This window comes from Stenotrophomonas sp. 01N47 (assembly GCF_056399165.1).
The window spans coordinates 52,110-78,428 of sequence record NZ_JBFTQU010000008.1 but is presented as its reverse complement, the minus strand read 5'-3'; the positions used below and the strand labels follow the sequence as shown (position 1 = coordinate 78,428).

General features: G+C 66.4%; 22 protein-coding genes and 1 tRNA gene. 14 read left to right on the top strand and 9 right to left on the bottom strand.

The genetic code is table 11. From position 1 onward, the window contains the following. The first annotated feature begins 154 nt into the window (after positions 1-154). The 10 genes from AC1DKR_RS15720 (at position 155) to AC1DKR_RS15675 (ending at position 14,585) form a co-directional block, all read left to right on the top strand. Positions 155-1,138, top strand: coding sequence for a LysR family transcriptional regulator (locus AC1DKR_RS15720; RefSeq protein ID WP_025874261.1), 984 nt, complete (start codon positions 155-157; stop codon positions 1,136-1,138). A 635-nt stretch (positions 1,139-1,773) separates the two neighbouring features. After that, entirely contained in the window at positions 1,774-2,172 is a 399-nt protein-coding gene (locus AC1DKR_RS15715; RefSeq protein WP_478033545.1) for a DUF2946 family protein, read from the top strand. Between the two features lie 72 nt (positions 2,173-2,244). After that, the gene (locus AC1DKR_RS15710) at positions 2,245-4,308 is read left to right on the top strand and encodes a TonB-dependent copper receptor (protein WP_478033540.1); all 2,064 of its coding nucleotides are present in this window, start codon (positions 2,245-2,247) and stop codon (positions 4,306-4,308) included. Positions 4,309-4,625: 317 nt separating this feature from the next. After that, the gene (locus AC1DKR_RS15705; protein WP_478033535.1) at positions 4,626-5,732 is read left to right on the top strand and encodes an efflux RND transporter periplasmic adaptor subunit; all 1,107 of its coding nucleotides are present in this window, start codon (positions 4,626-4,628) and stop codon (positions 5,730-5,732) included. After that, positions 5,729-8,854, top strand: a complete 3,126-nt coding sequence (locus AC1DKR_RS15700) for an efflux RND transporter permease subunit (protein WP_025874265.1) — start codon at positions 5,729-5,731, stop codon at positions 8,852-8,854. The genes AC1DKR_RS15705 and AC1DKR_RS15700 overlap by 4 nt, the downstream gene beginning before the upstream one ends. Further along, on the top strand, positions 8,847-9,386 hold the full coding sequence (locus tag AC1DKR_RS15695; RefSeq protein ID WP_025874266.1) for a GNAT family N-acetyltransferase: 540 nt from the start codon (positions 8,847-8,849) through the stop codon (positions 9,384-9,386). Before AC1DKR_RS15700 ends, AC1DKR_RS15695 begins: the two co-directional genes overlap by 8 nt. 188 nt (positions 9,387-9,574) lie before the next feature. Continuing rightward, positions 9,575-11,092: an alanine/glycine:cation symporter family protein gene (locus tag AC1DKR_RS15690; RefSeq protein ID WP_394198804.1), complete on the top strand. Its 1,518-nt coding sequence runs from the start codon at positions 9,575-9,577 to the stop codon at positions 11,090-11,092. After that, a complete protein-coding gene (locus AC1DKR_RS15685) occupies positions 11,085-11,918 on the top strand; it encodes a TrmH family RNA methyltransferase (RefSeq protein WP_025874268.1) in 834 nt (277 codons plus the stop codon). The genes AC1DKR_RS15690 and AC1DKR_RS15685 overlap by 8 nt, the downstream gene beginning before the upstream one ends. A gap of 209 nt (positions 11,919-12,127) precedes the next feature. Next, positions 12,128-13,120 (top strand): hypothetical protein, encoded by a 993-nt coding sequence (locus tag AC1DKR_RS15680; RefSeq protein WP_478033533.1) that lies wholly within the window; start codon positions 12,128-12,130, stop codon positions 13,118-13,120. Positions 13,121-13,133: 13 nt separating this feature from the next. Beyond that, positions 13,134-14,585, top strand: a complete 1,452-nt coding sequence (locus AC1DKR_RS15675; RefSeq protein ID WP_108265626.1) for an alanine/glycine:cation symporter family protein — start codon at positions 13,134-13,136, stop codon at positions 14,583-14,585. A 77-nt stretch (positions 14,586-14,662) separates the two neighbouring features. Here the strand turns inward: AC1DKR_RS15675 and AC1DKR_RS15670 are convergent, their stop codons facing one another. The 5 genes from AC1DKR_RS15670 to AC1DKR_RS15650 form a co-directional block, all read right to left on the bottom strand. Continuing rightward, complete coding sequence (locus AC1DKR_RS15670) at positions 14,663-16,084, bottom strand: M28 family peptidase (protein WP_108265625.1); 1,422 nt, start codon at positions 16,082-16,084, stop codon at positions 14,663-14,665. A 174-nt stretch (positions 16,085-16,258) separates the two neighbouring features. After that, positions 16,259-16,816 (bottom strand): hypothetical protein, encoded by a 558-nt coding sequence (locus tag AC1DKR_RS15665; protein ID WP_146186962.1) that lies wholly within the window; start codon positions 16,814-16,816, stop codon positions 16,259-16,261. Positions 16,817-16,970: 154 nt separating this feature from the next. Further along, complete coding sequence (gene mscL, locus AC1DKR_RS15660) at positions 16,971-17,375, bottom strand: large-conductance mechanosensitive channel protein MscL (RefSeq protein ID WP_229979535.1); 405 nt, start codon at positions 17,373-17,375, stop codon at positions 16,971-16,973. 56 nt (positions 17,376-17,431) lie between these two features. After that, positions 17,432-18,148 carry a fumarylacetoacetate hydrolase family protein gene (locus tag AC1DKR_RS15655; RefSeq protein WP_346586472.1) on the bottom strand — a complete coding sequence of 239 codons (717 nt, stop codon included), beginning with the start codon at positions 18,146-18,148 and terminating at the stop codon, positions 17,432-17,434. 70 nt (positions 18,149-18,218) lie between these two features. Then, positions 18,219-18,500: a hypothetical protein gene (locus AC1DKR_RS15650; protein WP_089236615.1), complete on the bottom strand. Its 282-nt coding sequence runs from the start codon at positions 18,498-18,500 to the stop codon at positions 18,219-18,221. A 178-nt stretch (positions 18,501-18,678) separates the two neighbouring features. On the opposite strand from AC1DKR_RS15650, the gene AC1DKR_RS15645 reads away from it, so the two are divergent. Then, positions 18,679-19,014 carry a Rieske (2Fe-2S) protein gene (locus AC1DKR_RS15645; protein ID WP_049469607.1) on the top strand — a complete coding sequence of 112 codons (336 nt, stop codon included), beginning with the start codon at positions 18,679-18,681 and terminating at the stop codon, positions 19,012-19,014. A 349-nt stretch (positions 19,015-19,363) separates the two neighbouring features. Here AC1DKR_RS15645 and AC1DKR_RS15640 read toward each other — a convergent pair whose 3' ends face one another. From AC1DKR_RS15640 to thiS, 4 genes are all read right to left on the bottom strand, one after another. Next, entirely contained in the window at positions 19,364-21,211 is a 1,848-nt protein-coding gene (locus AC1DKR_RS15640; RefSeq protein ID WP_100460182.1) for an SLC13 family permease, read from the bottom strand. A gap of 27 nt (positions 21,212-21,238) precedes the next feature. Beyond that, on the bottom strand, positions 21,239-21,973 hold the full coding sequence (gene trmB, locus AC1DKR_RS15635) for a tRNA (guanosine(46)-N7)-methyltransferase TrmB (protein WP_478033523.1): 735 nt from the start codon (positions 21,971-21,973) through the stop codon (positions 21,239-21,241). Further along, positions 21,973-22,767 carry a thiazole synthase gene (locus AC1DKR_RS15630; protein ID WP_089236612.1) on the bottom strand — a complete coding sequence of 265 codons (795 nt, stop codon included), beginning with the start codon at positions 22,765-22,767 and terminating at the stop codon, positions 21,973-21,975. Before AC1DKR_RS15630 ends, trmB begins: the two co-directional genes overlap by 1 nt. A gap of 114 nt (positions 22,768-22,881) precedes the next feature. Further along, positions 22,882-23,082, bottom strand: coding sequence for a sulfur carrier protein ThiS (gene thiS / locus AC1DKR_RS15625; protein ID WP_025874279.1), 201 nt, complete (start codon positions 23,080-23,082; stop codon positions 22,882-22,884). Between the two features lie 206 nt (positions 23,083-23,288). Between thiS and AC1DKR_RS15620 the strand changes: the two genes are divergently transcribed. The 3 genes from AC1DKR_RS15620 (at position 23,289) to AC1DKR_RS15610 (ending at position 26,036) form a co-directional block, all read left to right on the top strand. After that, complete coding sequence (locus AC1DKR_RS15620) at positions 23,289-25,133, top strand: autotransporter outer membrane beta-barrel domain-containing protein (RefSeq protein ID WP_229979536.1); 1,845 nt, start codon at positions 23,289-23,291, stop codon at positions 25,131-25,133. Between the two features lie 106 nt (positions 25,134-25,239). After that, a tRNA-Gly gene (locus AC1DKR_RS15615) sits at positions 25,240-25,313 on the top strand. 342 nt (positions 25,314-25,655) lie between these two features. Further along, the gene (locus AC1DKR_RS15610) at positions 25,656-26,036 is read left to right on the top strand and encodes a DUF805 domain-containing protein (RefSeq protein ID WP_229979537.1); all 381 of its coding nucleotides are present in this window, start codon (positions 25,656-25,658) and stop codon (positions 26,034-26,036) included. The last annotated feature ends 283 nt before the right edge of the window (positions 26,037-26,319 follow it).

Here is a 26,319-nt window from a genome sequence, read left to right as displayed (position 1 = left end):
TGGCTGTTCAGGCCAGCGGCTGCCGGCTGACCGTAGCGCCGGCATATGACGCCCGGAAATGACCAGATACCTTTCTTAAACAACCTTTGGTTATAAGCTGGTGACGGCAATTGACCCTAGAGTGGACCTCCGCCCCCCACATCGCCCGCCTGCCATGACGCTGACCCAGCTGCGCTACCTGGTTGCCATCGCCGACGCCGAGCTGAACATCACGCTCGCCGCCTCGCGCGTGCACGCCACCCAGCCTGGGCTGTCCAAGCAGCTCAAGCAGCTGGAGGACGAACTGGGCTTCCTGCTGTTCGTACGCAAGGGGCGCAGCCTGGAGTCGGTCACCCCGGCCGGCACCGAAGTGATCAGCCGCGCCCGCGCAGTGCTTTCCGAAGCCAACAACATCCGCACCTACGCGGCCAACCAGCGCCGCGAGAGCCAGGGCCAACTGATCCTGACCACCACCCACACCCAGGCGCGCTTCGTGCTGCCGCCGGCCGTGGCGCGCATCAAGCAGGCCTATCCGCAGGTCAGCGTGCACCTGCAGCAGGCCGGTGAGGCCGATGCGCTGGACCGGCTGAACCAGGGCGATGCCGATATCGCGATCATCAGTACCGCCGGTAGTGAACCCAGCGATGGTATCGCCGTGCCGCTGTTCCGCTGGCGGCGGCTGGTGGTGGTGCCCAAGGGCCATCCGCTGGATCGCGCCGGGCGCGCACCGGACCTGGCGGCATTGTCACGACAGCCGTTGATCAGCTACGAATCCTCGACCCGGCCCAACTCCTCGTTGCAGCGCGCTTTTGCCGCGCAGAGCCTGGTACCCGATCTGGCGCTGACGGCGCTGGATGCGGACCTGATCAAGACCTATGTGCGTACGGGTCTGGGGGTAGGTCTGCTGGCCGAGATGGCGATCAGCGCCAACGACGAGGATCTGCGGGTATGGCCGGCGCCGGCGCCGATCACCGAGTGCGTCGCCTGGGCGGTGCTGCCGCGCGACCGGGTGCTGCGCGACTACGCGCTGGAGCTGGTGCATGTGCTGGCCCCGCAGATTGATCCGCGCGACCTGCGGCGGGTGCTGGATGGCAACCAGGCCGCGTCCTGGCCGGTGCCGCCGACCTGGGAATCGCTGACCCAGACCATCACGGTGTGAGGTTGGTCGAGCAGGGCTGCGCCCTGCACCTGCGGTAGTGCCGGCCGCTGGCCGGCAACCTCAGCAGCAACAGCAACAGCAGAAGCGTGCATTCCGTGGGATGGCGGGGCGGTGTGGGTAGGCAGGACACGCCGTAAACCCATCCATGGGGGCTCGATGGCGCCATCCATGGCGCCAACGGTCCTGCCTACCCACACCGCCCCGCCTCTGACAGATTCCGGCGGCCGTTGGCAGGTGTCGACCTTGGTCGACACGGTAGATCCACGCGATGCTTGGATGCTTTTCGATCAATTGTCTGAATATTCGATTTCGTTGGAGATTCATCCACGCATGGAGTGAATCCATCAGGCATCGGGAAATTGTCAGAGGTGGGTCGGTGTCGGATTGCGGGGTGTCCGCGGCATGGATGCCGCGGCCAAGCCCCCAGGGATGGGTTCACGGCGTCCCCGCAATCCGACACCGACCCGCCATCCCACGGAATGCCAGCTTCTGCTGTTGCTGTTGCTTGAAGCCTCTGCGGGTGCAGGGCGCAGCCCTGCCGATAAACCCCCTCCTGCGACGGTTCGTCGCACGGTGCCTTCGGGAGGCACCTCTACACTAGCGCGGTGATCCGTACCGGCTGCCTGCGTCGAACCTTGCTCCAGCTCGCCTTCATCGCGACGCTGTTGATGGTGCTTGCGCCGCTGGTCAGCCGTGCGCTGCAGCAGCCGATGGACCATGCGGCGATGGCGGGCATGGACCACGCGGCCATGGGCCATGACATGCACGAGATGGCCATGGCCGGGCACGATGACCATGCTGCTGCGCCAGCAGCCCCCAGCCCGCCCGCCGATCCGCACGCCATGCACGGGGAGGCCTGCGAGTACTGCGTGCTGGCCATGCGCCTGCTGCCGTGGCTGGCCGTGCTGGTGCTTCTGCTGCCCTTGCTGTGGCGGCCGAAGCCGATGTTCCCATGGTCGCAGCCGCGACTGCCGCTGCTGCATTGGCCGGCACATGCCGCGCGTGGACCGCCGCTGATCTCCACCGTCCGCTGATTTCCCTATCGAATCCGCCGCACGAGGCCTGCAAGGGCGTCGTGCGCGCGTGCGTACCTTGGAGCTGTTTCCATGAAAATGACTTTCCCCGCTGCGGGCGCCCGTGCGCGCCTGCCGTTTGCGCTTGGCGCTGCCCTGGCCGCCCCCTTCGCCCATGCCGCGCCCGCTGAAGAAGCGCGGACGCTGGATACGCTGGTGGTCACCGCCGCCGCGCCGTCCTCGCCGCTGCATTGGGTGACCGATCCGCGCCTGCCGCGGCAGCCGGTACCGGCCAGCGATGGCGCCGATTACCTGAAGACCGTTCCCGGATTCTCCGCCATCCGCAACGGCGGCACCAACGGCGACCCGGTGCTGCGTGGCATGTTCGGTTCGCGCCTGAACATCCTCAGCAACGATGGCAATCTGATTGGCGCGTGTCCCTCGCGCATGGACAACCCGCTGTCCTACATATCGCCGGAGAGCTTTGACCGGCTGACCATCATCAAGGGCCCGCAGAGCGTGCGCTGGGGCGCGGGTGCCTCTGCGGGCACCGTGCGTTTCGAGCGTGATACCCCGCGTTTCGATGCGCCTGGGCTGCGTGCCGATGCCAGTGCACTGGTCGGCTCACGCAACCGCAACGACCAGGTGCTGGACCTGACCCTGGGCAATCCAACGGGCTACGTGCGTGCCAGCGGCAATCGCTCCGAAGCCGATGACTACAAGGACGGCAACGGTGATGTGGTTCCGTCGAAATGGCGCAAGTGGAATGGCGACGTAGCGGTGGGCTGGACGCCTGACGCCGATACCCTGCTGGAGGTCTCCGCCGGTGCCGGCGATGCGATCGCGCGCTACGCGGGGCGGGGCATGGATGGTGCCGCGTTCGAACGCACCAGTTACGCCGCACGCTTCGAGAAGCGCAATCTGCCCGGGGCGTGGGACACGCTGCAGGCGAACGTGTACTACAACGAAGCCGACCACGTGATGGACAACTACACGCTGCGTACGCCGAACCCACACAGCATGATGCCGATGCCGATGGCGTCGAACGTGGATCGCCGCACGCAGGGCGGGCGCATCAGCGCCGAATGGCGCTGGCAGGACGTGCAGCTGGTGGCCGGCATCGACGGCGAAGACAGCCGGCATCGCGGCCGCATGGGCATGGGGCGCGATACCTATAAACAGGCGGACTGGAACACCGACGCCGATTTCCGCCGCTACGGTGCATTCACCGAACTGACCCTCGGCGTGGACACCGGGCAGCGTTGGATCGGCGGGCTGCGCATCGATCGCGCCAGCGTGCGCGATGCGCGTGCCGACATCGGCGGCATGATGATGGCCATGCCCAATCCCACCGCCGGCCAGCGCCGCAGGGAATGGCTGGGCAGTGGTTTCCTGCGCTACGAACAGGACCTTGCCGACGGCCTGACCTGGTATGCCGGGCTGGGCCACAGCCAGCGCATGCCCGACTACTGGGAACTGTTCTCGCCCGATCAGGGGCCGGCAGGTGCGGTGAACGCGTTCGCTGGCATCCAGCCCGAGCGCACCACCCAGCTCGACATCGGCCTGCAATACAAGGGCCCGCGCGTGCAGGCCTGGGTCTCGGCCTATGCGGGTCAGATCCAGGACTACATCCTGTTCACCTATCGCGGCAGCGGCATGATGGGCATGAGCCAGGCTGACAATGTGCAGGCACGCATCGCCGGTGCCGAGGCCGGCCTGCAGCTGCAGCTGGACGAGCAATGGAAGCTGGGGGGCACCCTGGCCTATGCCTGGGGCGAGAACCGCGATCAGCATCGCCCGTTGCCGCAGATGCCGCCGCTGGAAGCGCGCCTGAGCGCTGACTGGGAAGGCCAGCGCTGGAGGGCCGGTGCGCTGGTGCGCGCGGTCACCCATCAGCATCGGGTCGCGGACGGGCAGGGCAACGTGGTGGCGCAGGACCTGGGGACGAGCAGCGGCTTTGCCACGTTGGCGCTCAACGCGGCCTATCGTTTCAGTTCGCAGCTGCAGCTCAGCGCCGGCGTCGACAACCTGTTCGACCGTGCCTACAGCGAGCATCTGAACCTGGCCGGCAGCGCCGACTTCGGCTTCCCCGCTGACCCGGTGCGCATCAACGAGCCCGGCCGCAGCCTGTGGATGAAGGTGAACTACCGGTATTGATCCGCCGGGCATGGCCCGGCGCTAACCATGCGTCGGGCAAAGAAGGCCTGTGTCCAAAGAAAACGGGGTCGGATCCCCGCCAGGTTCCGACCCCGCCCGGCGCCCTCGGCCGGGCCCCTCGACTCTACGACGGCATCGCCCCTAGCGGGGTGACCTGATACATCCCGACATATGCCGACACTGCGCCGCTGCCCCCTGCATGGAATGGGCACATGGCGCTATCGCAGCCCTCGTTCCACGTCGGTAAACGCTTGGCACATACCGCTTTTGCGGGGCCTTGCCTACACTCGGCGGCCGTGTACCACTCAGGACGCTTCATGTTGGCTCGTATCGCTTCGACCCTGGCCCTTGGCCTCAGCCTGGCCGTGCTGGCCGGGTGCGCAGGCAAACAGGAGGCCGCCGCGCGTCGGCAGGGCGAAGCCGTGCCGGTCACCGCGCAGGTCGTGCAGGCGATGCAGTGGAACGACACGCTGCAGGCGCTGGGCACGGCCAAGGCGCGGGAGTCGATCAGCGTGACCGCCAAGGTGAGCGAAATCGTCGAACGCGTGCACTTTGAAAGTGGCCAGCAGGTCGCCGCCGGTGCGCCCCTGGTGACCCTGCGCGGGCAGGCCCAGGAGGCTGCCTTGGTGCAGGCGCAGGCGACCTTCCGCGAAGCCGACCAGTTGTACAAGCGTCAGCGCGAACTAGCGGCGCAGCGGTTGGTGTCCAGCGCGACCCTCGACACGCAGAAATCGATCCGCGACGCGGCCGAAGCGCGTGTGGCACAGATGCAGTCGGACATCGGCGACCGTCGCGTGCGCGCGCCGTTCGCCGGCGTTCTCGGCATCCGCCAGATCAGCCCGGGCACTTTGCTGACGCCGACCACGGTGATCGCCACCCTCGACGACGTCGAGCGCATGCACGTTGATTTCCAGGTGCCGGAAGTGGAACTGGCGTCGCTGACCGCCGGCGACAAGGTGCAGGCCACCAGCGTGGCCTGGCCGGGCCGCACCTTCGAGGGCGAGGTCAGCACCATCGATGCACGCATCGATCCGGCCACCCGTGCGGTGACCGTGCGTGCCGACTTCGCCAATGGCGACCATGCGCTGCGGCCGGGCATGCTGCTCGACGTGCGCCTGTTCCATCCTGATCGACCGGCCCTGGTGGTGCCGGAAATCGCGGTGGTGCAGGTCGGTCGCGACAGCTTCATGTACCGCATCAAGGCCGATGACACCGTCGAACGCGTGGACGTGGTCACCGGTGCACGCCGCGCCGGCGTGGTCGAGATCAAGCAGGGCCTGCAGGCCGGCCAGCGCATCGTGGTGGACGGCACCGGCAAGCTGCGGGCGGGCCTGAAGGTGGCAGCCTCCGACGCCGCGCCCGCCAGCGGCGCGCAGCCGGCGACGGTTGAAGCACCTGCAGCCGCCGAGGGTCACGGCGGATGAAGCTGTCCGACATCTCCATCCAGCGGCCGGTGTTTGCCGTGGTGATGAGCCTGTTGCTGCTGGTGCTGGGCGTGATGTCCTTCACCCGGTTGACGCTGCGCGAACTGCCGGCCATCGACCCGCCGATCGTTTCGGTCTCGGTGGACTACACCGGTGCCTCGGCAGCGGTCATCGAGAGCCGGATCACACAGGTGCTGGAAGACGCGCTGGCCGGCATCGAAGGCATCGATACGATCAACGCGCGCAGCACCAACGGCCGTTCGCAGGTCAGCATCGAATTCACCTCCAACCGTGACATCGAAGCGGCGGCCAACGATGTGCGCGATGCGGTCAGCCGCGTGGCCGACCGCATGCCCGAGGAAGCACGGCCACCTGAGATCGCCAAGGTCGAGAGCGATGCTGATCCGATCATCTGGTTCAACATGGTGTCCTCGACGATGGACACGCTGGAACTGAGCGACTACGCCGACCGCTACGTGGTCGACCGCTTCTCCAGCCTCGATGGCGTGGCCCAGGTCCGCATCGGTGGCCGCCAGCGCTATGCGATGCGCATCTGGCTGGACCGTGACCAGCTGGCCGCACGTGGGCTGACTACCGGCGATGTGGAAACCGCGCTGCGCAACGAGAACGTGGAACTGCCGGCCGGCCGCATCGAATCCACCGACCGCGATTTCACCCTGCGCGTGGAGCGCAACTACATCAAGCCGGAAGACTTCGCGACCATCCCGCTGGGCAAGGGCAGTGATGGCTATGTGGTGCGCATGGGCGATGTGGCGAAGATCGAGCTGGCCTCGGCCGAGCGTCGCGCTTACTACCGCAGCAACGGCGAGCCCGGCATCGGCCTGGGCATCGTCAAGACCTCCACTGCCAATTCGTTGGACGTGGCGCGCACCGCGCGCGCCGAGGCCGAACGTGTCGCGCTGACCCTGCCCAAGGGCACGCAGATCTTCGTTGCCTTCGACAACACCACCTTCATCGAGGCTGCCGTCGACCGCGTGTACGCCACCTTGGTGGAGGCGATGATCCTGGTGCTGGCGGTGATCTGGCTGTTCCTCGGCAGCTTCCGCGCGGCGTTGATTCCTGCGGTGACCGTGCCGGTATGCCTGGTGGCGGCGTTCATCGCGCTGTACGCGTTCGACTTCTCGATCAACCTGCTGACCCTGCTCGCGCTGGTGCTGTGCATCGGCCTGGTGGTGGATGACGCGATCGTGGTGGTGGAAAACGTGCAGCGCCGCATCGACCTGGGCGAACCGCCGCTGGTGGCGTCCAAGCGTGGTACCGCGCAGGTGGCGTTCGCGGTGATCGCCACCACCGCCGTGCTGGTGGCGGTATTCCTGCCGGTCGGCTTCCTGGAAGGCAATACCGGGCGCCTGTTCCGTGAACTGGCGGTAGCCCTGGCCGCCGCTGTCGCGCTGTCGGCGTTCGTCGCGCTGACGCTGACGCCGATGATGGCCTCCAAGCTGCTCAAGCCGCATACCGGGCAGGCACCGCGCGGGCTGCACGGCTTCATCAACCGCAATCTGGAACGCCTGGCCGGCGCCTACGGCCGCGTGCTCGACCATCATGTCGATCGCACGTGGATCTACCTGCTGGTGATGGCCGCTGCGTTGGCGGCCAGCTGGCTGCTGATCAAAGTGCTGCCTTCGGAACTGGCCCCGGCCGAAGACCGTGGTTCGTTCCAGATCATGATCGACGGCCCGGAAGGCGCCGGCTACGACTACACCGTGCAGCAGGTGCAGCAGGTCGAAGCGCTGCTGGCACCGCACGTGGGCGCGGACAAGCCGATCGTGCGCGCCAACCCGCGCGTGCCCGGCGGCTTCGGGGCAAGCGAGGAAATGCACACCGGTCGCGTCAGCGTGTTCCTGCAGCCGTGGCGCCAGCGCAGCGAAGGCACGCCGGAAGTCGCCAACGAACTGCAGAAGGAACTGGACACCATCCGTGGCGTGCGCGTACGTACCCAGGTCGGTGGCGGCCTGGTACGCAGTGGCGGGCAGCCGTTCCAGATCGTGCTGGGCGGCCCGGAATACGCCGAGATCGCACAGTGGCGGGATCGCATCCTGCTGCGCATGGCCGACAACCCCGGCCTGGTCGGCCCGGACTCGGACTACAAGGAAACCCGTCCGCAGATGCGGGTGAACATCGACCGCCAGCGTGCCGCCGACCTCGGCGTGCCTGTCACCGCGATCGGTTCGGCGCTGGAAACGATGATGGGCTCGCGCCGCGTCACCACCTTCGTCGACAACGGCGAGGAGTACGACGTGCTGGTGCAGGCCGGCCGTGATGGCCGCGCCAGCCCCGCCGATCTGGCTGCGATCCGCGTGCGTGCGACCTCTGGCGAGCTGGTGCCGTTGTCCAACCTGGTCACGCTGAGCGAAGTGGCCGAGGCCGGAACCCTGAACCGCTTCAACCGCCTGCGCTCGATCACCATCAGTGCCGGCCTGGCACCGGGTTATCCGCTGGGCGAGGCCATCGCCTGGGCCCAGCAGGTGACCGGCGAAGAGCTGCCGCAGTACGCACAGGTGAACTGGAAGGGCGAATCGCGCGAGTACCAGAGTGCGGGCGGTGCGGTGCTGCTGACCTTCGCCATGGCCCTGCTGGTGGTGTACCTGGTACTGGCCGCGCAGTTCGAGAGCTTCATCCACCCGCTGACGATCATGCTGACCGTGCCGCTGGGCGTGCTTGGTGCGCTGGTTGGCCTGTGGCTGAGTGGGGGTACGGTGAACCTGTTCAGCCAGATCGGCATCGTCATGCTGGTAGGCCTGGCGGCCAAGAACGGCATCTTGATCGTCGAATTCGCCAACCAGCTGCGCGACGATGGCCGCAGCGTGCGCGAAGCGATCATCGAATCGGCGATGGTGCGCCTGCGTCCGATCCTGATGACTTCGATCGCCACCGTGGTCGGCGCCATCCCGCTGGTGGTGGCCGGTGGCCCGGGCTCGGCCAGCCGTGGCACCATCGGCATCGTGATCATCTTCGGCGTCACCCTGTCCACCTTCCTGTCGCTGTTCGTGGTGCCGGCGTTCTACGCGCGGCTGGCCCCGTATACCCGCTCGCCAGAGGCGGTGAAGCGCGAGCTGGAGAAGCAGGAGGCCGACTCGCCGTCGGTGGGTGGTCATGCCTGAGCCGGCGCGGATCCTGCACGGCGCAGGCTTCCTGCTGCGCCCCTGGCGCAGTGATGACCTGCAGTCGCTGCTGCATCACGCCAACGACGCGGACGTCTCGCGTGGGCTGCGTGACCGCTTCCCGTATCCCTACACCCGCGAGGATGGCGAAGCCTTCCTGGGCGGGCGCGTACTGGCCCCAGGCACGTTGAACCTGGCCATCGAGATAGAGGGCCAGGCCTGTGGCAGCGTTGGCGCCCAGCAGGGCGTGGCCGAGCGCGGGCATACCGCGGAACTGGGCTACTGGCTCGGCCAGGCCCACTGGGGACAGGGCCTGATGACCGCTGTGGTCGGCCTGTTCGCGCCCTGGGTGATGGATGAGCTTGGCCTGTTCAGGCTGCAGGCCACGGTGGTCGACTTCAACCTGGGCTCGGCCCGGGTACTGGAAAAGAACGGTTTCCAGGAGGAGGGCGTGGAGCGCTGCGCCGTCTACAAGCGCGGCGTCCTGCATGACCTGCGCCGCTTCGCCCGGGTACGCAGGCAGCTTCCGTAACAGGCCGCCGGGCACGGCCCGGCGCTACCGCGGGGGGCACGGTCATTGCCGGTAGCGCCGGGCCATGCCCGGCGGAGAACATGCCCCTACATCCGGCGCTATCGCAGCGACCTTCGATCAGGGAGAATCGACCGGTCCCTTCCAGCCGACGGGACGTCCTCACAACCCGCCGACTGGAGAGAGCGCGCGTGGAAGCTACCGTACATTTCATCAACAGCATCATCTGGAGCAAGGCGCTGATCTTCATGTGCCTGGCCGCCGGCCTGTTCTTCAGCCTGCGCACCCGCTTCATGCAGATCCGTGGTTTCGTCGAGATGTGCCGCCTCACCGTGTCCGGTGAGAAATCCGACGCCGGCGTGTCCTCGTTCCAGGCCCTGGCCATGTCGATGGCCGGCCGCATGGGCATCGGCAACATCGCCGGCGTGGCCACCGCCATCGCCTTCGGCGGCCCCGGCGCGATCTTCTGGATGTGGGTGATGGGCTTCCTCGGCGCCTCCACTTCGTATGTGGAATGCACCCTGGCGCAGATCTACAAGACCAAGGATGCCGAAGGCCGCTACCGCGGTGGCCCGGCCTACTACATCGAAAAAGCGATGGGCCTGAAGTGGTATGCCATGGCCTTCGCCATCGCCACGATCATCGCCGCCGGCTTCCTGATGCCGGGCGTGCAGGCCAATGCGATCGCCGACAGCGTCATCAATGCCTGCCGTGGCACCGCGCTGTGCGGTCCGCTCGATGGCCAGGCCTTCGGCATGGAATCGGCGCAGGCGCTGAAGCTGGGCATCGGCATCGTCGTCGCCCTGCTGCTGGGCGTGGTGATCTTCGGTGGCGTCAAGCGCATCGCCAACTTCGCCGAAGTGGTGGTGCCGTTCATGGCCGCCGGCTTCATCCTGATGGCCATCGTCATCATGATCATCAACTACGACCGCGTGCCGGAAATGTTCGGCATCATCTTCAAGAGCGCGTTCGGTACCCACGCCGCGTTCGGCGCGATGATGGGCCTGGCGGTGGAGTGGGGCATCAAGCGCGGCATCTACGCCAACGAGGCCGGCCAGGGCTCGGGTCCGCACGCTGCGGCGGCCTCGGAGGTCTCGCACCCGGCCAAGCAGGGCTATGTGCAGGCGTTCGCCATCTACTTCGACACCATGATGGTGTGCACCGCCACCGCCTTCCTGATCCTGGCCAGCGGCACCTACAACGTGTACTCGCCGGTCGCCGGCGCTGAGCCGATCTTCCAGGGCCTGGCCGGCATTCCCGAAGGTGCGGGCTACGCGCAGGCGGGTGTGGAAGCAGTGCTGCCGGGCTGGGGGTCGGCCTTCGTGTCGGTGGCGATCTTCTTCTTCGCCTTCACCACGATCATGGCCTATTACTACATGGCCGAAACCAACCTGACCTACGTCAACCACAACAAGCGCCGGCCGATCACCGTGCTGCTGCTGCGCCTGGGCATCATCGGCATGGTGGTGTTCGGTGCCTTCCACAACGCCACCCTGGCCTGGGCGCTGGGTGATATCGGCGTGGGCCTGATGGCCTGGCTGAACATCATCGCCATCCTCATCGTGCAGAAGCCGGCCATGCTGGCCCTGCGCGATTACGAACGACAGAAGAAGCTCGGTCTCGACCCGATCTTCGACCCCGATGCCCTGGGCATCAAGAACGCCGATTTCTGGCGTCAACGCAAGCTGGAGTTGTCCCGTAGTGAATGATCCCTGGAAGAATGCCCGCCGCCCGTCGTCGCGACCGCCGCGGGCCACCCCGCTGCCACCGCGTGAGGGCGGCACCCCGCCACCGCCGGGGCGTGGCAACGACGAACTGCGCCTGTATGGCTGGAACGCGGTGCAGGCGCTGTTCGCCAAGCGTCCGCAGGCGCTGCGCAAGCTGTACCTGGTGGAATCGCTGATTCCGCGCATGCAGCCGGTGCTGAAGTGGTGCGTGGCCAACCGCGTGGGCTATCGCGTGGTGGAGGAGGGCGACCTCAACAAGCTGGCCGCCACCACCCATCACGAAGGCCTGGTGGCCGACGTGCTGCGTGCGCCGGTGTTGCCGCTGGCGCAGTGGCTGGCCGAACTGGGCGAAGGCCCGGCGCTGGCACTGTGGCTGGATGGCGTCGGTAATCCGCACAACTTCGGTGCGATCCTGCGCTCTGCCGCGCATTTCGGGGCCAAGGCGCTGCTGCTGCCGGCCAGCAGTACGCTGGCGCTGTCCGGCGCGGCCGCACGCGTGGCCGAGGGCGGCGCAGAGTCGGTGCCGCTGGTGCAGTTGCCTGAGGATGCAGAAGCGATGGCGCAGCTGCGCGCGGCCGGTTTCGGCCTCGCCGCGACCCTGGTCGAGGGTGGCGATGACGTGTTCCGCGCGTCGTTGCCGGCCCGCCTGGTCTACGTGATGGGCGCGGAAAGTGAAGGCATGGATCGCGGCCTGGCCAGCCAGTGTGACCAGCAGCTGTCGATTCCCGGCAGTGGCGCGGTTGAAAGCCTGAATGTCGCTTCCGCCACGGCCGTGTTGCTGGCGCAGTGGGTCAGCCAGCGCGGCTGATGGGCGTGTCTGCGGGCACCGCAAACCGGTGCCCGCACAGCGCAGTTCCAGGTCGAACGGGACTTCCCGGCAGCCGGGCAACGTCTGGCGGTTTTCCTGGCAGTGCCATGCGCAAAGCAGGCATGACGAATTGAAAGTTTCCTTATTGGTGTGCCGTTCCCGGCGACGCAGGGTGGAAGTCCATCCAACGTCGTACAGGAGCGGTTCCCATGCGTCATCCTCCTCGCAGTGCGGTGCGTGTCTGCCTGGTACTGGCACTCAGTGCGCTTGCCGCCGTTTCCGCGCAGGCCAACGAGCGCACGCTCGACGGCGTCAACTTCACCGGCCCGCTGATCACGCCCAATCCTGCCGGCATGCCAGCGGGTCACTGGTACGTCGAACCCTATCTGGTGCGGGTCGACAGTTCCTCGTCCTTCGACCACAACGGCGACCGCCACCGCATCAGCGAACGCAGCGGCGCGTGGGCGATGGTGGTGCCCATCGCATACGGCTTCAGCGAACGGGTGACCGGCCAGGTCAACCTGAGTGCATTACGCGCCGAATCCGGCAACGCACGCAGCCGAGGCTTCCGCGCCGGTGATACCACCGCACGCCTGCAATACCTGTTGCAGGCCCCCAGCGCCGATGGCACCACGCCGGCGGTGTCGATTGCCCTGGTACAGCGCTTCAGCACCGGCAGCCACGACCGCATCACCGGCAATCCGCTCGATGCGCAGGGTGATGGCGTGCAGCGCACCGTCGCCGCGTTGGCCGTGCAGCAGGTGCTGTGGCTGGGCAACGATCGGCCGCTGCGCTGGCGGGCGCAGTTCAGCGCGGGGCCGGCGCCCTCGCGAACGGCCATCTCCGGCACCAGCGTGTACGGCACCGAGGACGGCTTCCAGGGCCATATCGCGCGGGGCTCGGTACTGGGTCTTTCCGTGGGCGCCGAATACAGCTTCAACGAACGCTGGGTCGGCGTGATGGAAGTTGCCGCCAGCCGAGAGACCGGCCAGCGCCTGACCGGTTTCGCGCCCGACGCTGCAGGTGGCGTCCGGCCCATCAACGAACACCGCCCGGCCAGTCGCAACCTGACCTTCGCGCCCGCTGTCGAGTACCACTTCAGCCCGTCGCTGGGGCTGATCGCCGGCGTCGAATTCACCGTTGCCGGCCGCAATACCGGCCGCACCGTCAGTCCCCAGGTCGCCCTGGGCATGTTCTTCTGATGGGGGCCCTGCGATGAATGTCGAATCGATCGTCAATGCCGTTCTTGCCGTTGTCTGGAGCCCGTACCTGGTGGTGCTGTGCCTGGCGACGGGTCTGTACTTCAGCGTGCGTACCCGCTTCATCCAGCTGCGCGCGCTGCCGGACATGCTGCGCCTGATGTTCCGCCACGAACGCTCCGATGCCGGTGTCTCGCCGTTCCAGGCGTTGTCATTGTCGCTGTCCAGCCGGGTGGGCGTAGGCAACATCGCCGGTGTCGCCATGGCCATTGCCTTCGGCGGTCCCGGCGCGATCTTCTGGATGTGGGTGGTCGCCTTCCTCGGTGCCTCAAGCGCGTTCATCGAGTCCACCCTGGCGCAGATCTACAAGGATCGCGATGCCAAGGGGCAGTACCGCGGTGGTCCGGCGTACTACATCGAAAAGGGGTTGGGCCAGCGCTGGTACGCCGTGCTGTTCGCGTTGGTCACGGTGCTGGCGGGGGCGATGCTGGCGGGCACGCAGTCCAACGCCATCACCAGTGCGGTGAATGAAGCGTGGGATGTTCCGGTAGTGGTCACCACCGGTGTGCTGCTGGTGGTGTTGGCGGCGATCCTGCTTGGCGGCGTGCGTCGCATCGCGCGCGTCGCCGAATGGGTGGTGCCGGTGATGGCCGTGGCCTATCTGCTGGTCACTGCGGTGGTGATGGTCCTCAATGTCGAGAAAGTGCCTGAGGTCATCGCCCTGGTGCTGCGCAGCGCGTTCGGTGTCGATGCTGCATTCGGCGCGATGATCGGCACCGCGATCCAATGGGGGGTGCGTCGTGGCGTGCTGTCCAACGAAGCGGGCATGGGCAGCGGCGCGCATCCTGCCGCCGCAGCGGAAGTGTCGCACCCGGTGAAGCAGGGGCTGGTGCAGTCGTTCTCGGTGTACATCGACACCATGGTCGTGTGCAGCGCGACGGCCTTCCTGATTCTCTCCACCGGGCTCTACAACGTCTACGACCCGGCGGTGAACGGTGTGCCCGATGAGGCACGACTGCTGCTGGGCAACCTTCCTGGCGTGGAAGCGGGGCCGCGCTTCGTGCAGTACGCGGTGGAGTCTGCCTTGCCCGGCTTTGGCAAGTCATTCGTCGCGCTGGCGATCCTGCCTTTCGCCTTCACCACCATCCTCGCCCTGTACTACATGGCCGAGACCAACGTCAGTTACCTCTGCCGCGATCGTCCCCGACAGTGGGTGATGGGCGCCTTCCAGCTGCTGTTCCTGGCTGCTACGGGCTACTCGGCGATGAAGAGTGCGACAGTCGCGTGGGCGCTGGGCGATATCGGCGTAGGCATGATGAGCTGGCTGAACATCATCGCCATCCTGCTGCTGCAGAGGCCCGCGCTGGCAGCACTGCGCGATTACGAAAACCACCGGCGCCACGGGCGTGATCCGTTGTTCAATCCGAAGCTGCTGGGGGTTCGCAATACCAGCGTGTGGGCAGAGTAAGTGCCCAGGCAGGTAGCGCCGGGATGGCCCGGCGCTACCTGGTCAAGCGTTGATCCACGTCATGCGTGGATGCGGCTTCACTCGTTCGGCGGCGTGGTGGCCTTCGCTTCACTGCCGAAACTGCCATCGGCTTCGGCGGCCAGATACGCAAACACGGTGTAGGCCGCCACGTTCTGCGCCAGCGCCTTCGGGTCGATCTTGTCGAGCGTGTCGTCGGCGGTATGGTGCAGGTGGAAGTAGTCCGAGCCATCCTGCGCCAGCCACGCCCACGCACCGCCCTTGGCGGCCAGCGGACCGACATCCGGCCCTGGACCACCCTTGTCGGCGGCGTACTCGATGCCGAGCGGCTTCATCACTTCGGCGATCTGCTTGGTGGCCTCGCGCGAGCCCTCCGGGTTCGGCGAACCGGTGTTGAAGGCGTAGATGCGACCAGCACCGAAATCGCTCTCGGCGGCCAGCTGGTGCAGGGCCACGTCCTTGGCATGTGCCTCGGCGTAGGCCTTGCCGCCATACAGACCCTGTTCTTCATTGGCGAAGGCGACCACGCGGATGGTGCGCTTCGGTGCCTGCTTCAGCTGGCCGATCAGATGGCCGGCGGCCATGGTGATGCCCACGCCCGCGCCGTCATCGACCGCGCCGGTGCCCAGGTCCCATGAATCCAGATGGCCGCCGATGACGACCACTTCCTTCGGCAGCGTGCGCCCGGTGATCTCACCGATCACGTTGTACGAGGTCGCGGTGCCATCCCAACCGCAGTCCAGCGCCACCTTCACCGTGGTCGCGCCACGGGCGAGCAGGCGTGCCAGCTGGTCGGCGTCGGGCACCGACAGCGCCGCCGACGGTACCGGCGTCAGGCCGTCATCGAAGCGGGTGATGCCGGTGTGCGGTACGCGGTGCGAATCGGTACCAGCCGAACGCATCAGGAAGCCGACCGCGCCCTTGCGGATGGCCTCGGACGGGCCCTTGCTGCGGATCGCGCCGCCGCGGCCATAGTCGCGGCCATCGCGGAACGGCAGCATCTGGTAATCGACGAAGGCGATCTTGCCCTTCAGCGACCCGGCCGGTGCGGCCTGCAGCGCGGCCAGATCGGCGAAGCGCACCACCTCGGCTTCCACCGTGCCGCCCGGGCTGCCACCCAGCGCAGTGATCTGCAGCGGCTGCGGGTTCCTGCCGGTCACGGCGGCGTGTTCACTGCGGCGCTCCCACTTCGGGAATGTCACCGGTTCCTTCCACACCTTGTCAAAGCCCAGTGCCTTGAACTTGGCTTCGGCCCAGGCCACGGCCCGGGCGTCGGCTTCGCTGCCGGCGATGCGCGGGCCGATCTCGGTGGTCAGCGATTCGACCACCTTCCAGCCGGTGTCATCGGCCAGCGCCTGGTCGCGCAGCTGCGCGGCAGTGGCCAGCGAGGCCGGCGGCAGGGTGGTGGCATGCGGCGCCGCGAAGGCCGGCGCGGCCAGCAGGGCGAGGGAGGATGCGATGGCAAGGACGCGGCGACGCATGGACAGCTCCGGGAAGGGTGTAAGCCTTGGAGCTTAACAGTCGTTCAGCGCCGCGCATGGGCGGGAGGTCATGGCCGCTGCGGATGCTGTTTTCCGCCAGATGCAGCAAAGCGAAAGCCCCGCCGGAGCGGGGCTTTCGCACGCTCCCATGGCGCCCGAGGGCGCCGCTGGCAATTACTTGGCTGCGGTATCCAGCTTCATGATGTAGCTGGCCACGCCGTTGCCGGCGTTGTTGATGTAGTCGTTCAGAAACTGCTTGTCGAGCGACAGCAGAGGCGAACCCTTCAGCGAATCGTAGGTGGCATCGACCGTCAGTAGCCCGAAGCGCTTGGCCAGCGCAGTCACCGCTTCATGGCGTGCCTTTGGCGAATCGCCGGCCTTCTGCAGATCGGTGGCGATCTGGTACTCGGCACTCTTGGCTTCCAGCGCCTCGTTCAGCACGCCGGCCATCGCGAACAGTGACTCGCGCGTCAGCGTCGGATCGAGGCCGCGCGCTTTCATCTGCGCTTCGATCGGCTGCGCGGCCGCCAGCAGCAGGTCGGCGTGGCTGTAGCCGTCCAGCGGTGCGGCTACGCCATTGGGCAGTGCCATCCCGGGCTTGTAGGGCAGGTAATGGCCCTTGCCATCGGTGACAGAGACATCGCGCGCCTGCGCGGTGCCGGCCACGCACATGCAGGCAGACAGCAGCAGGGGGATGGCGAGTGCGCGCATGCGCGGGGTGGGGGTGTTCAAGCGGTGCCTCCTGGCATCCACCGCAAAGGGCGGTGGTTTCGCGCTTTCAGCGCGGTGCGAGGGCACTGCGCGGGCGCAGGAGGATAACAGCAACACCGCATGGGCAGCGTCGCAGACACGCAGATGGAAAGGGCGCCCGCAGGCGCCCGTTCCGTTACTTCTTCAGGTTGTCGCGGATCTCGCGCAGCAGCAGAACTTCCTCGGCCGGTGCAGCCGGTGCGGCTTCCTGCTTGCGCGACAGGCGGTTGATCACCTTGATCACCAGGAAGATGGCGAAGGCCACGATCACGAACTGGATCAGCGTGTTGATGAAATCACCGTAGCCGATCACCACGGCCGGGATTTCCTTGCCATCGGCACCGATGCTGGCCGGCGACAGCGTCCACGCAAGCTGCGAGAAATCGACCTTGCCGATCAGCATGCCCAGCGGCGGCATGATGATCTTCTCCACCAGCGCGGTGACGATCTTGCCGAAGGCCGCGCCGATGACCACGCCGACGGCGAGGTCGATGACGTTGCCGCGCATCGCGAATTCCTTGAACTCGGTGAGCATTCCCATTGTTGTTTTTCTCCTGAGGGCGAGGGGGGACAGCGCGCAGGGTAGCGCAGGTGATGTCAGCCGGCGATCACGCCGTGGCGCTCGGCCACGTTCTCAAGGCGTGCGCTGAAACGGTCGCCGGGCTTCAGCGCGGCCACGCCGGAAGGCGTACCCATGAACACCAGGTCGCCGGCACGTAGCTGCCACAGCTTGGACAGCTCGTGCAGGACCTCCGGCACGTTCCAGATCATCTGGTCGAGCAGGGACTGCTGGCGTACTTCGCCGTTGATCTCCAACGACAGATTGAGTGCAGCCAGATCGCCAACTTCACCGGCATGCACGATCTCACTGATCGGCGCAGAGGCATCGAAACCCTTGGCCGAATCCCACGGGTGGCCCTTTTCCTTGGCGGCGGCCTGCAGGTCGCGGCGGGTCAGGTCCAGGCCCACGGCATAGCCATACACCAGTGCCTCGGCATCGGCCACGGCCAGCTCGCCGGCGGGCGCGTCACGGCCGATCGCCACCACCAGTTCCACCTCGTGATGCAGGTTGCGGGTGGCAGGCGGGTAGGGGATCACATCATCGTGGCCGACCACGATGGCGTCGGCCGGCTTGGTGAAGAACATCGGGCGGCCGCGATCGTCTGCTGCAGGCACGGCAGCACCCATCTCACGCGCATGGTCGGCGAAGTTGCGGCCGACGCAGTAGATGCGGTGCACGGGAAAACTGCCGCCACCCACGACCGGTACACGCGGCGTGGCTGCAGCAGGGATCACATCGGAGACATCGGACATGCGGGCATCCAGGAAGGGAGTGCCCGCAGTCTAGAACGCAGCAAGGCCCGCCGTCAGCGGGCAGCGTCGATCAGCGCGAGGCCGGCAGCGCCGACTTGCGCACCACGTGGTACTCGCCCTCGACCACGTTCGGGTCGGCCGGGCGGCTCGGGCCGGGCTTGCGCGAAGCCAGCAGCTTCCACGCCAGGCCCACCAGGATCATGGCCGCACCGACGAATACGCCGATGAACACCATCGCGGCCAGGATCGCCAGGCCGAGCAGGCCCACGGCAACGCGCACCAGCGGATGGCGCGGCTTGCGCGGGGCAAACAGGGTGCGGAACTGGTTGAAGGCGAAATCGCGATTGAACATGGTGGCTCGATAGGCTGGAAATCAGCGAGCCATGAGTATCGGCAGCTGCCACTGTCATTGAGTGAAAAACTCGTTAAATATAGCCTTGGCTTATTACGGATCAATGACTTGTGTTCATGTCGCAGCTAGTCACATGACCAGGCATGCGACAATGCGCGATTCCGTCCGAGCCTTCGCCATGACTGCCGCTGTCGCCCTGATCACCCTTGATGCCATTGCCGATGGCGCGTTTGCCGAGGTTGAAGCGGTGGTTGATGGCGATGCCGAGTCGCTGCTGCTGTACCGCGACGGTGAACAGGTGCGCGCGTTCCTGAACATCTGCCCGCACGCGGGCCGCCGCCTGGACTGGGCACCCGGCCAGTTCCTGAAGAGCCGCGAAGGCCACCTGGTCTGCGCCGCCCACGGCGCCTCGTTCGCGCTGGACAGCGGCGACTGTATTGCCGGCCCCTGCAAGGGCGACCGCCTGCGTGCAGTGCCGGTGGACGTGCGAGATGGGCAGGTCTACCTGGCCTGATGCATCGGTGTGCGGACCAACGGTCCGCACCCACAGGATCAATGGGTATCCAGAGATTCATCCACGCATGGCGTGGATCTACCGTGTCGACCAAGGTCGACACCTACCAACAGCAGCACAGAATGCGGTTTCGACAGCTCGCGGAAATCCGTCGAAGGCGGGGTGGGTCCGGTTGCGGGGGCGTGAGCGCCATGGATGGCGCGACCGAGCTTACAGGGACGTACTTGCAGCGTCCCCCGCCACCGGGCCCACCCCGCCATCCCACGGATAGCCAGCTTTTGCCGTTGCTCCGGCTGTTGCCGTTGCCTCTGCGGGTGCAGGGCGCAGCCCTGCCAACAAACCCCAACCCTCAGAACATCAGGTTGATCATCACCACCACCACGCAGGTGTAGATCAGCGACAGCGGGCCGCCGACCCGCCACATCTCGCGCGGGGTGTAGTTGGCCGGGCCGGTGATCATCGAAATCACCGGGTTCGACGCCGTCATCAGGTTGTTGGACGCCGACAGCGCCACGATCAGCGCGAACGCAGTGGGATTACCGCCTGCCGCCAGCGCCAGGTTCACCGCGATCGGCACCATCACGATCGTCGCGCCCACATGGCTGATCACCAGGGAGAACACCGTGGTCAGCAGGGCCAGCGCCAGCTCCAGCACCCAGACCGGAATGCCGGTGGGCAGCTTGTCGATGGTATGGCCGGCCACCCACGCCGCGGCGCCGCTGGAATCCATCGCCCAGCCAAGCGGAATCAGCCCGGCCATCATGAACACCGTCTTCCAGTTGATCGAGGCATAGGCCTCGTCCATGCGCAGCACGCCGGTCAACAGCATCCCGGCCACGCCGGTCATCAGGGTCAGCGCCACCGGCAGCTTGCTGGTCAGCGCGATCAGGATGGTCAGGGCGAAGATCGCCATGGCGATCTTGAACTTGTGCGGACGCTGCTCGCCGGTCGGGTAGTCGGTGACCACCACGAAGTCGCGGCTCTTGGCGGCCTGCGCCAGGTCGGTCCAGATGCTGTGGAAGACCAGCATGTCGCCGGCGCGCAGCTGCACATCGCGCACATCTTCGCGGATCACCTGCTTGTCGCGGTTGATCGCCAGCAGGCTGATACCGCGTTCCTTGCGCAGGCGCAGGTCGGCCGCGCTCTTGCCGATCACGTTCGACGTCGGCGGCACCACCGCTTCGGAAATGCCGGCGCGGCTGGGATTGAACAGGTCGCCCAGGTGTTTCAGGCGCGAGGACATGCGCAGGAACTGGTTCTGCGCGAAATCGTGGATCTGTTCGCGCGGGCCCATCGCCCCCAGCACGCTGCCCACCCAGATGCGCATTTCCGCTGGCGGCGCCAAGCGGGTGTCGTTGCCGGTCTTCAGCGCCAGCAGCAGCGGTGAATCGTGCAGGTTCTCCGCTTCGCCCAAGGTCATGCCGACCAGCGGACTCTCGGCGGTGACCACCAGCTCGAACACATCGCCTTCGATGCCGTAGGTCTTGGCGAAGTAGCTCTCGGTGCGGGCCGGCGTGGTGCCGTCGTTGACCAGGCTTTCCTCTTCCACCAGCTTGCGGTCGCCGTAGTAGCGGAAATACAGCAGCGAGGCGATCAGCAGGGCGATGCCGATCGGCAGCGGCGCGAACATGCGCAGCGGCTCGATGGTGGCCAGGCCGGAGGGCAGGTTGTTGTTGGCCGAGGCCAGCAGATCGTTCAGCAGGATCAGCGGCGAGTTGCCGACCATGGTCAGCGCGCCACCCATCACGATCGCCGCCGAGATCGGCAGCAGCAGGCGCTGCATGGTCAGCCCGGTGCGCGCGGCCAGGCGCGAGGCGACCGGCAGGTACAACGCCATCACCGATGGGTTCTGCATGAAGGACGAGTTCAGGCCGGCGATGGCCGTGGTCATCATCAGCAGCCGCTGCTCCACACCGTGGCCTCGCCGCAGCAGCCAGGCCGCAAGGCGGTTCAGCGCGCCGGTGCGGTCCAGGCCCGCGCCGAGGATGGTGGTGGCGATGATGCTCATCACCGCGTTGCCGGAAAAACCGCCGAAGATCTCCTCCGGCGCGATCAGGCCGGTCACGCCCAGCACCACCAGCACCACCAGCGCGACCACGTCGGCGCGGATGCGCTCGAACAAGAACATCGCCATTGTGAAGCCGACCAGCCCGAGTACGAGCTTCATGTCAGTGGTCAGCGTCAGCGCGGTATCCATGTGGGGCGCGGCGTCCTCAGGCGTTCATCAGGTGCGGTCGTACAACAGGTCCCAGACACCATGGCCGAGCTTCTGGCCGCGGGTCTCGAAGTGGGTCTGCGGGCGCCAGTCCGGACGCGGCACGCTGCCACGCGGGCCGGCACGATTGACCAGGCCGGGGGTGGCATCCAGCACGTCCCACATCTGCTCGGCGTAATCTTCCCAGTCGGTGGCGCAGTGCAGACGGCCACCGGAGCGCAGTTTGCGCACCAGCAGCTCGGCAAAGCCCGGCTGGATCAGGCGACGCTTGTTGTGGCGCTTCTTGTGCCACGGGTCGGGGAAATAGATGCGCACTTCGTCCAGCGCGCCATCGGCGATTTCCTTTTCCAGCACTTCCACCGCGTCGTGGTGGTACAGGCGCACGTGGTCGGCGTTGTCGTCGGCCAGCGCGTTCAGCAGGCGGCCGACGCCGGGCGCGTGCACTTCCAGGCCGATGTAGTCACGGCTCGGGTCGTGCTGTGCGGCAAAGCGCAGCGCGGCACCGTTGCCGAAGCCGATTTCCAGCACCTTGCGTGCATCGCGGCCGAAGGTGGCATCCAGATCACGCGGTTCACCGCTGAAATCCAGGCCGAAACGCGGCCAGCGCTCGTCGAACGCGCGCTGCTGGGCTGGGGTGAAACGGCCCTGACGCAGCACGAAGCTGCGCACTTCGCGGCGGCCTTCGTTGACCGTGAACGGCTTGGGCTGCGCCTTCGAACCGGCGCTGTCGAATGGATTGGTCATCAGCCGATCAACCCATCGATCGGCGAGGACGCACTGGCGTAGCGCTTGCGCGGAATGCGGCCGGCCAGGAACGCCTCGCGGCCTGCTTCAACGGCCTTGCGCATCGCGCTGGCCATCAGCACCGGGTGGCGCGCACCGGCAATGGCGGTGTTCATCAGCACGCCGTCGCAGCCCAGCTCCATCGCGATCGCCGCGTCCGAAGCAGTGCCCACGCCGGCGTCGACGATGATCGGCACCTTGGCGTCTTCGATGATCTGCAGCAGGTTGTACTTGTTCTGGATGCCAAGGCCCGAGCCGATCGGCGCGGCCAGCGGCATCACCGCAGCGCAGCCGATCTCTTCCAGGCGCTTGGCCAGGATCGGATCGTCGGAGGTATAGACCATCACCTCGAAACCGTCCTTGACCAGCTGCTCGGCGGCCTTGAGGGTCTGCACCACGTCCGGGTACAGCGACTTCTGGTCGCCCAGTACTTCCAGCTTGGTCAGGTTATGGCCGTCCAGCAGTTCGCGGGCCAGGCGGCAGGTGCGCACGGCATCCTCAGCGGTGTAGCAGCCGGCGGTGTTGGGCAGGATGGTGTAACGGTCCGGCGGCAGCACGTCGAGCAGGTTCGGTTCGCCCGGGTTCTGCCCGATGTTGGTGCGGCGGATGGCCACGGTGACGATCCGGGCGCCTGCGGCCTCGGTGGCCAGGCGGGTTTCTTCCAGATCCTTGAACTTGCCGGTGCCGGTGAGCAGCCGCGAGCTGTAGGTCTTGCCGGCGATCACCAGCGAATCGGGGGAGACATGAGCGTTCATGGCGCGATTATCGCTTATCCGCCTGAAGATGGGGTCGTCGTGTCGACCCCGCCGGAGACGTCAGCGCGGGTAGCGCCGGGCCATGCCCGGCGAGCGCAGGGCACGGGCCTTGCTTCAACCACCGCCAAGCGCATGCACGATCTCAACCACATCACCCTCGGCCAGCACATGCTCGGCATGACGGCTGCGGCTGACGATCTCGCCGTTGACCTCCACCGCCACCCGGCGTTGCAGCAGCTGCTCGGCCGCGAGCAGGTCCAGGAGGGTCGCCGAAGCGGGCAGGGTGCGGGGTTCGCCATTGAGCTGGATGTTCATGCGGCCATTGTCGCTGATCGCCGGTTCGCATCGGAACCGTTGCAAGTTGCGCGCTACGCCCGCACCGGCAAAGCCCACCAGGCCTGGCTCGGGCGACAATCCATGCGGCGGCGCAGCGTGAGCAATTGGCGGCGCAGTGAAACCATTCACCGTGCGCCGGCGTACGTGCGTCGGAACCTCAACGATATCCCCACAGGAGTTTTTACATGCTGCTCAGCAAACGCCCGATCCGCTCCCTCATGGCGGCCGCGATCGCGCTGGCCGCGCTGCCGGCCATGGCAGGCGAATCCCCCTACAGCCACGCGGTCTTCTTCGGCGACAGCCTGACCGACGCCGGCTACTTCCGTCCGCTGCTGCCGGCCGACGTGCGCCCGGTCACTGGCCAGTTCACCACCAACCCGGGCTGGGTGTGGTCGCAGCAGGTGGCCAACTACTACGGCCTCAATGGCGCTGCCAACGGCAACGGCCAGAACGGCGACAACTACGCTGTCGGCGGTGCCCGTGTCGGCGTCGACGTGGCCAGTGCCCTGGGCACCATCCCATCGTTGAAGAGCCAGACGGCCCGCTACCTGGCTGCCAACGGCGGCAAGGCTGACGCCAATGCCCTGTACACGGTCTGGGGCGGTGCCAACGACCTGTTCGCCGCAGCGCGTGCGCCGGCCCAGGCGCAGGCCATCATCGGCGCGGCCGTCACCGATCAGGTCGCCCTGGTTGGCGCCCTCAAGCAGGCCGGTGCCGAGTACGTGCTGGTGCCCAACCTGCCGGACGTCGGCATTGCCCCGCAGTTCCGCTCGCTGGGTCCGGCCGGTGCCGCGCAGGCCACCGCACTGGCGGCCGGTTACAACAAGGCCCTGTATGGCGGCCTGAAGCAGGCCGGCATCGAGTTCATCCCGCTCGACACCTTCACCGTGCTGCGTGAAGTGGCGGCCAACCCGGGCATGTACGGTTTCCGCAACGTCACCGACACCGGTTGCAGGATCAACCCCGCCGATACCACCACCAGCATCCTCACCTGCAACCCGACCAGCTACGTCAGCCCGGATGCGGCCACCGCCTACCTGTTCGCCGACGGCGTGCACCCGACCACCGCCGGCCATGCGCTGCTGGGCCAGTACGCGGTGTCGATCCTCGAAGGTCCGCGCCTGCAGCAGGTGCTGAGCCATTCGGCACAGACCATCGGCCGCTCGCGTGCCGACCAGGTCAGCCTGCACCAGGCGGGTCGCCCGGCTGACGGTCTGTCGTGGTGGGGCGGCGTGCGCGGCGACATGCAGCGCTACGACCACGCCGATCTGTACGACGGTCTGGCCCCGGCCGGCCTGTTCGGTATCGACTGGGCACGTGACGGCATGGTCTTCGGCGGCTTCGCCGGCTTTGGCCGTCTGAATGCCGACTTCGGCAACAGCCGTGGCGACTTCACCCAGAAGGACACGACCGCAGGTCTGTTCGCTGGCTGGTACGGCGACCGCATCTGGGTCAATGGCCAGGTCAGCTACACCTGGTTGTCCTATGACGTGAACCGCAAGGTCCAGCTCGGCCCGGCAACCCGTGAGCACAGCGGCTCGCCGGACGGCAGCAATCTGACCGCCGCCCTGAACGCCGGTTACGAGTTCGGCACCGAAGGCGGCTTCCGCCACGGCCCGATCGCCTCGGTGATCTGGCAGCAGGTCAAGATCGACGGTTACACCGAAAGCGCCGATGCCGGCACCCTCGCCACCGCGCTGGGTTACGGCAAGCAGGATGTCGATTCCACCGTGGGCCGTATCGGTTGGCAGGCCCGCTTCGACGGCGGCACCGTCAAGCCGTACGTGCAGGTGACCTACGACCACGAGTTCGAAGACACCAAGCAGGCCAGCGCCTGGGTGCAGAGCCTGCCGGACGTGGGCATGTACCGCGTGCCGGGCATGGACTTCGACAAGAACTATGCGACCGCCATCCTGGGCGCGCGCATGGAACTGTTCGGCCTGCAGAGCAACATCGGCCTGAGCGCCACCACTCTGCAGAAGCGTGCGCAGGACGCGACGCTGTTTGCCAGCTTCAGCGGCAGCTTCTGATGCGCACGACGGCAGGCCTGCGGGCCTGCCGTCTACTCAAGGGGCAGGCTGCAAGGGCCTGCCCGTTGCGTTTGAACACGTGCCCCGCATAGACTTGTCGGGCAACGCGGGCGTAGCTCAATGGTAGAGCAGTAGCTTCCCAAGCTACTGACGAGGGTTCGATTCCCTTCGCCCGCTCCATGCCTCCCAAAGGTCCGCGGCTTTTCCAGCCGCTCCGCGATATCCGGACCGCTCCGCAATTCAATGCGTTGAAGTGGCTTTGGAACGTCTTTTCTTCTGCACGTGGATCCCGGTCGTGGTGACCGGTGAATGCCCCAGCCGGGCCGGCACCTCGCGAATGTCGATTGCCAAACAGGCCCTGTCTGCGCCGTCATGGCGTGGAGATCGCGAAACTGGAAATCCCCTTCGCTCCCCCTTCGGCCTTCCGGTTCTTGTCGAGCCGATAGTTCAGTTGTTGCTTGGTTTGGAGATGCTAAAAGATCGTTAGCTAGAGGTTTTCATCATCCGTTGTCCGGAGCGCGAATGATCGCTGCACTTTTGCCATTCAGGCGATGCCTTGATTTTTCAGGGCGATCCAACCGGACAGAATTCTGGTCGTTCTTTCTGCTTGCTGCTCTCGTCGCGGCGCTCAGCTATAGCTTGGACAATGCCGGATACTGGCTGATCGGTACCGATCTACACAGCTGGGAACTGTCCTCGCGTCTCGGGGATGCGGGACGGTTGGTAGCGTTGGTTGCACTCATACTTTTCCCTCTGCCAATGCTCGCGCTGACCGTCCGAAGACTGCACGACATTGATGAGTCTGGATGGTTCGTTGTGATTGCGTTGGTTCCTTTAGGGGTGTTCGTTCTGTTTCCGGTGATGCTTCTCCCCGGCAGCGAGGAAGAGAATAGATTTGGTTGACCAACATGGACCCTGCCGCTTCGGTTGGGCGGGTTGGGATTGGATTCCCATCGCCCGCTCCATCGAGACCACTCAATCAACAGCTGTCTGATTGAGCTGGCAATTTGGGCCAACTGATGATTCCGAGGGATGCCCCCTGAGGTATCAATCATGTCCAAGCCTTGTTGCGGGCGCGTCCAGCTGCGCTCTACGCACGCTTCTTTGTTCCTGCAGACTTGCGGACCATCGTTGGTATGCGTTATGTCGTGCGCTCACTTGGAGCTTGCTGCAGCGATCATGCAGG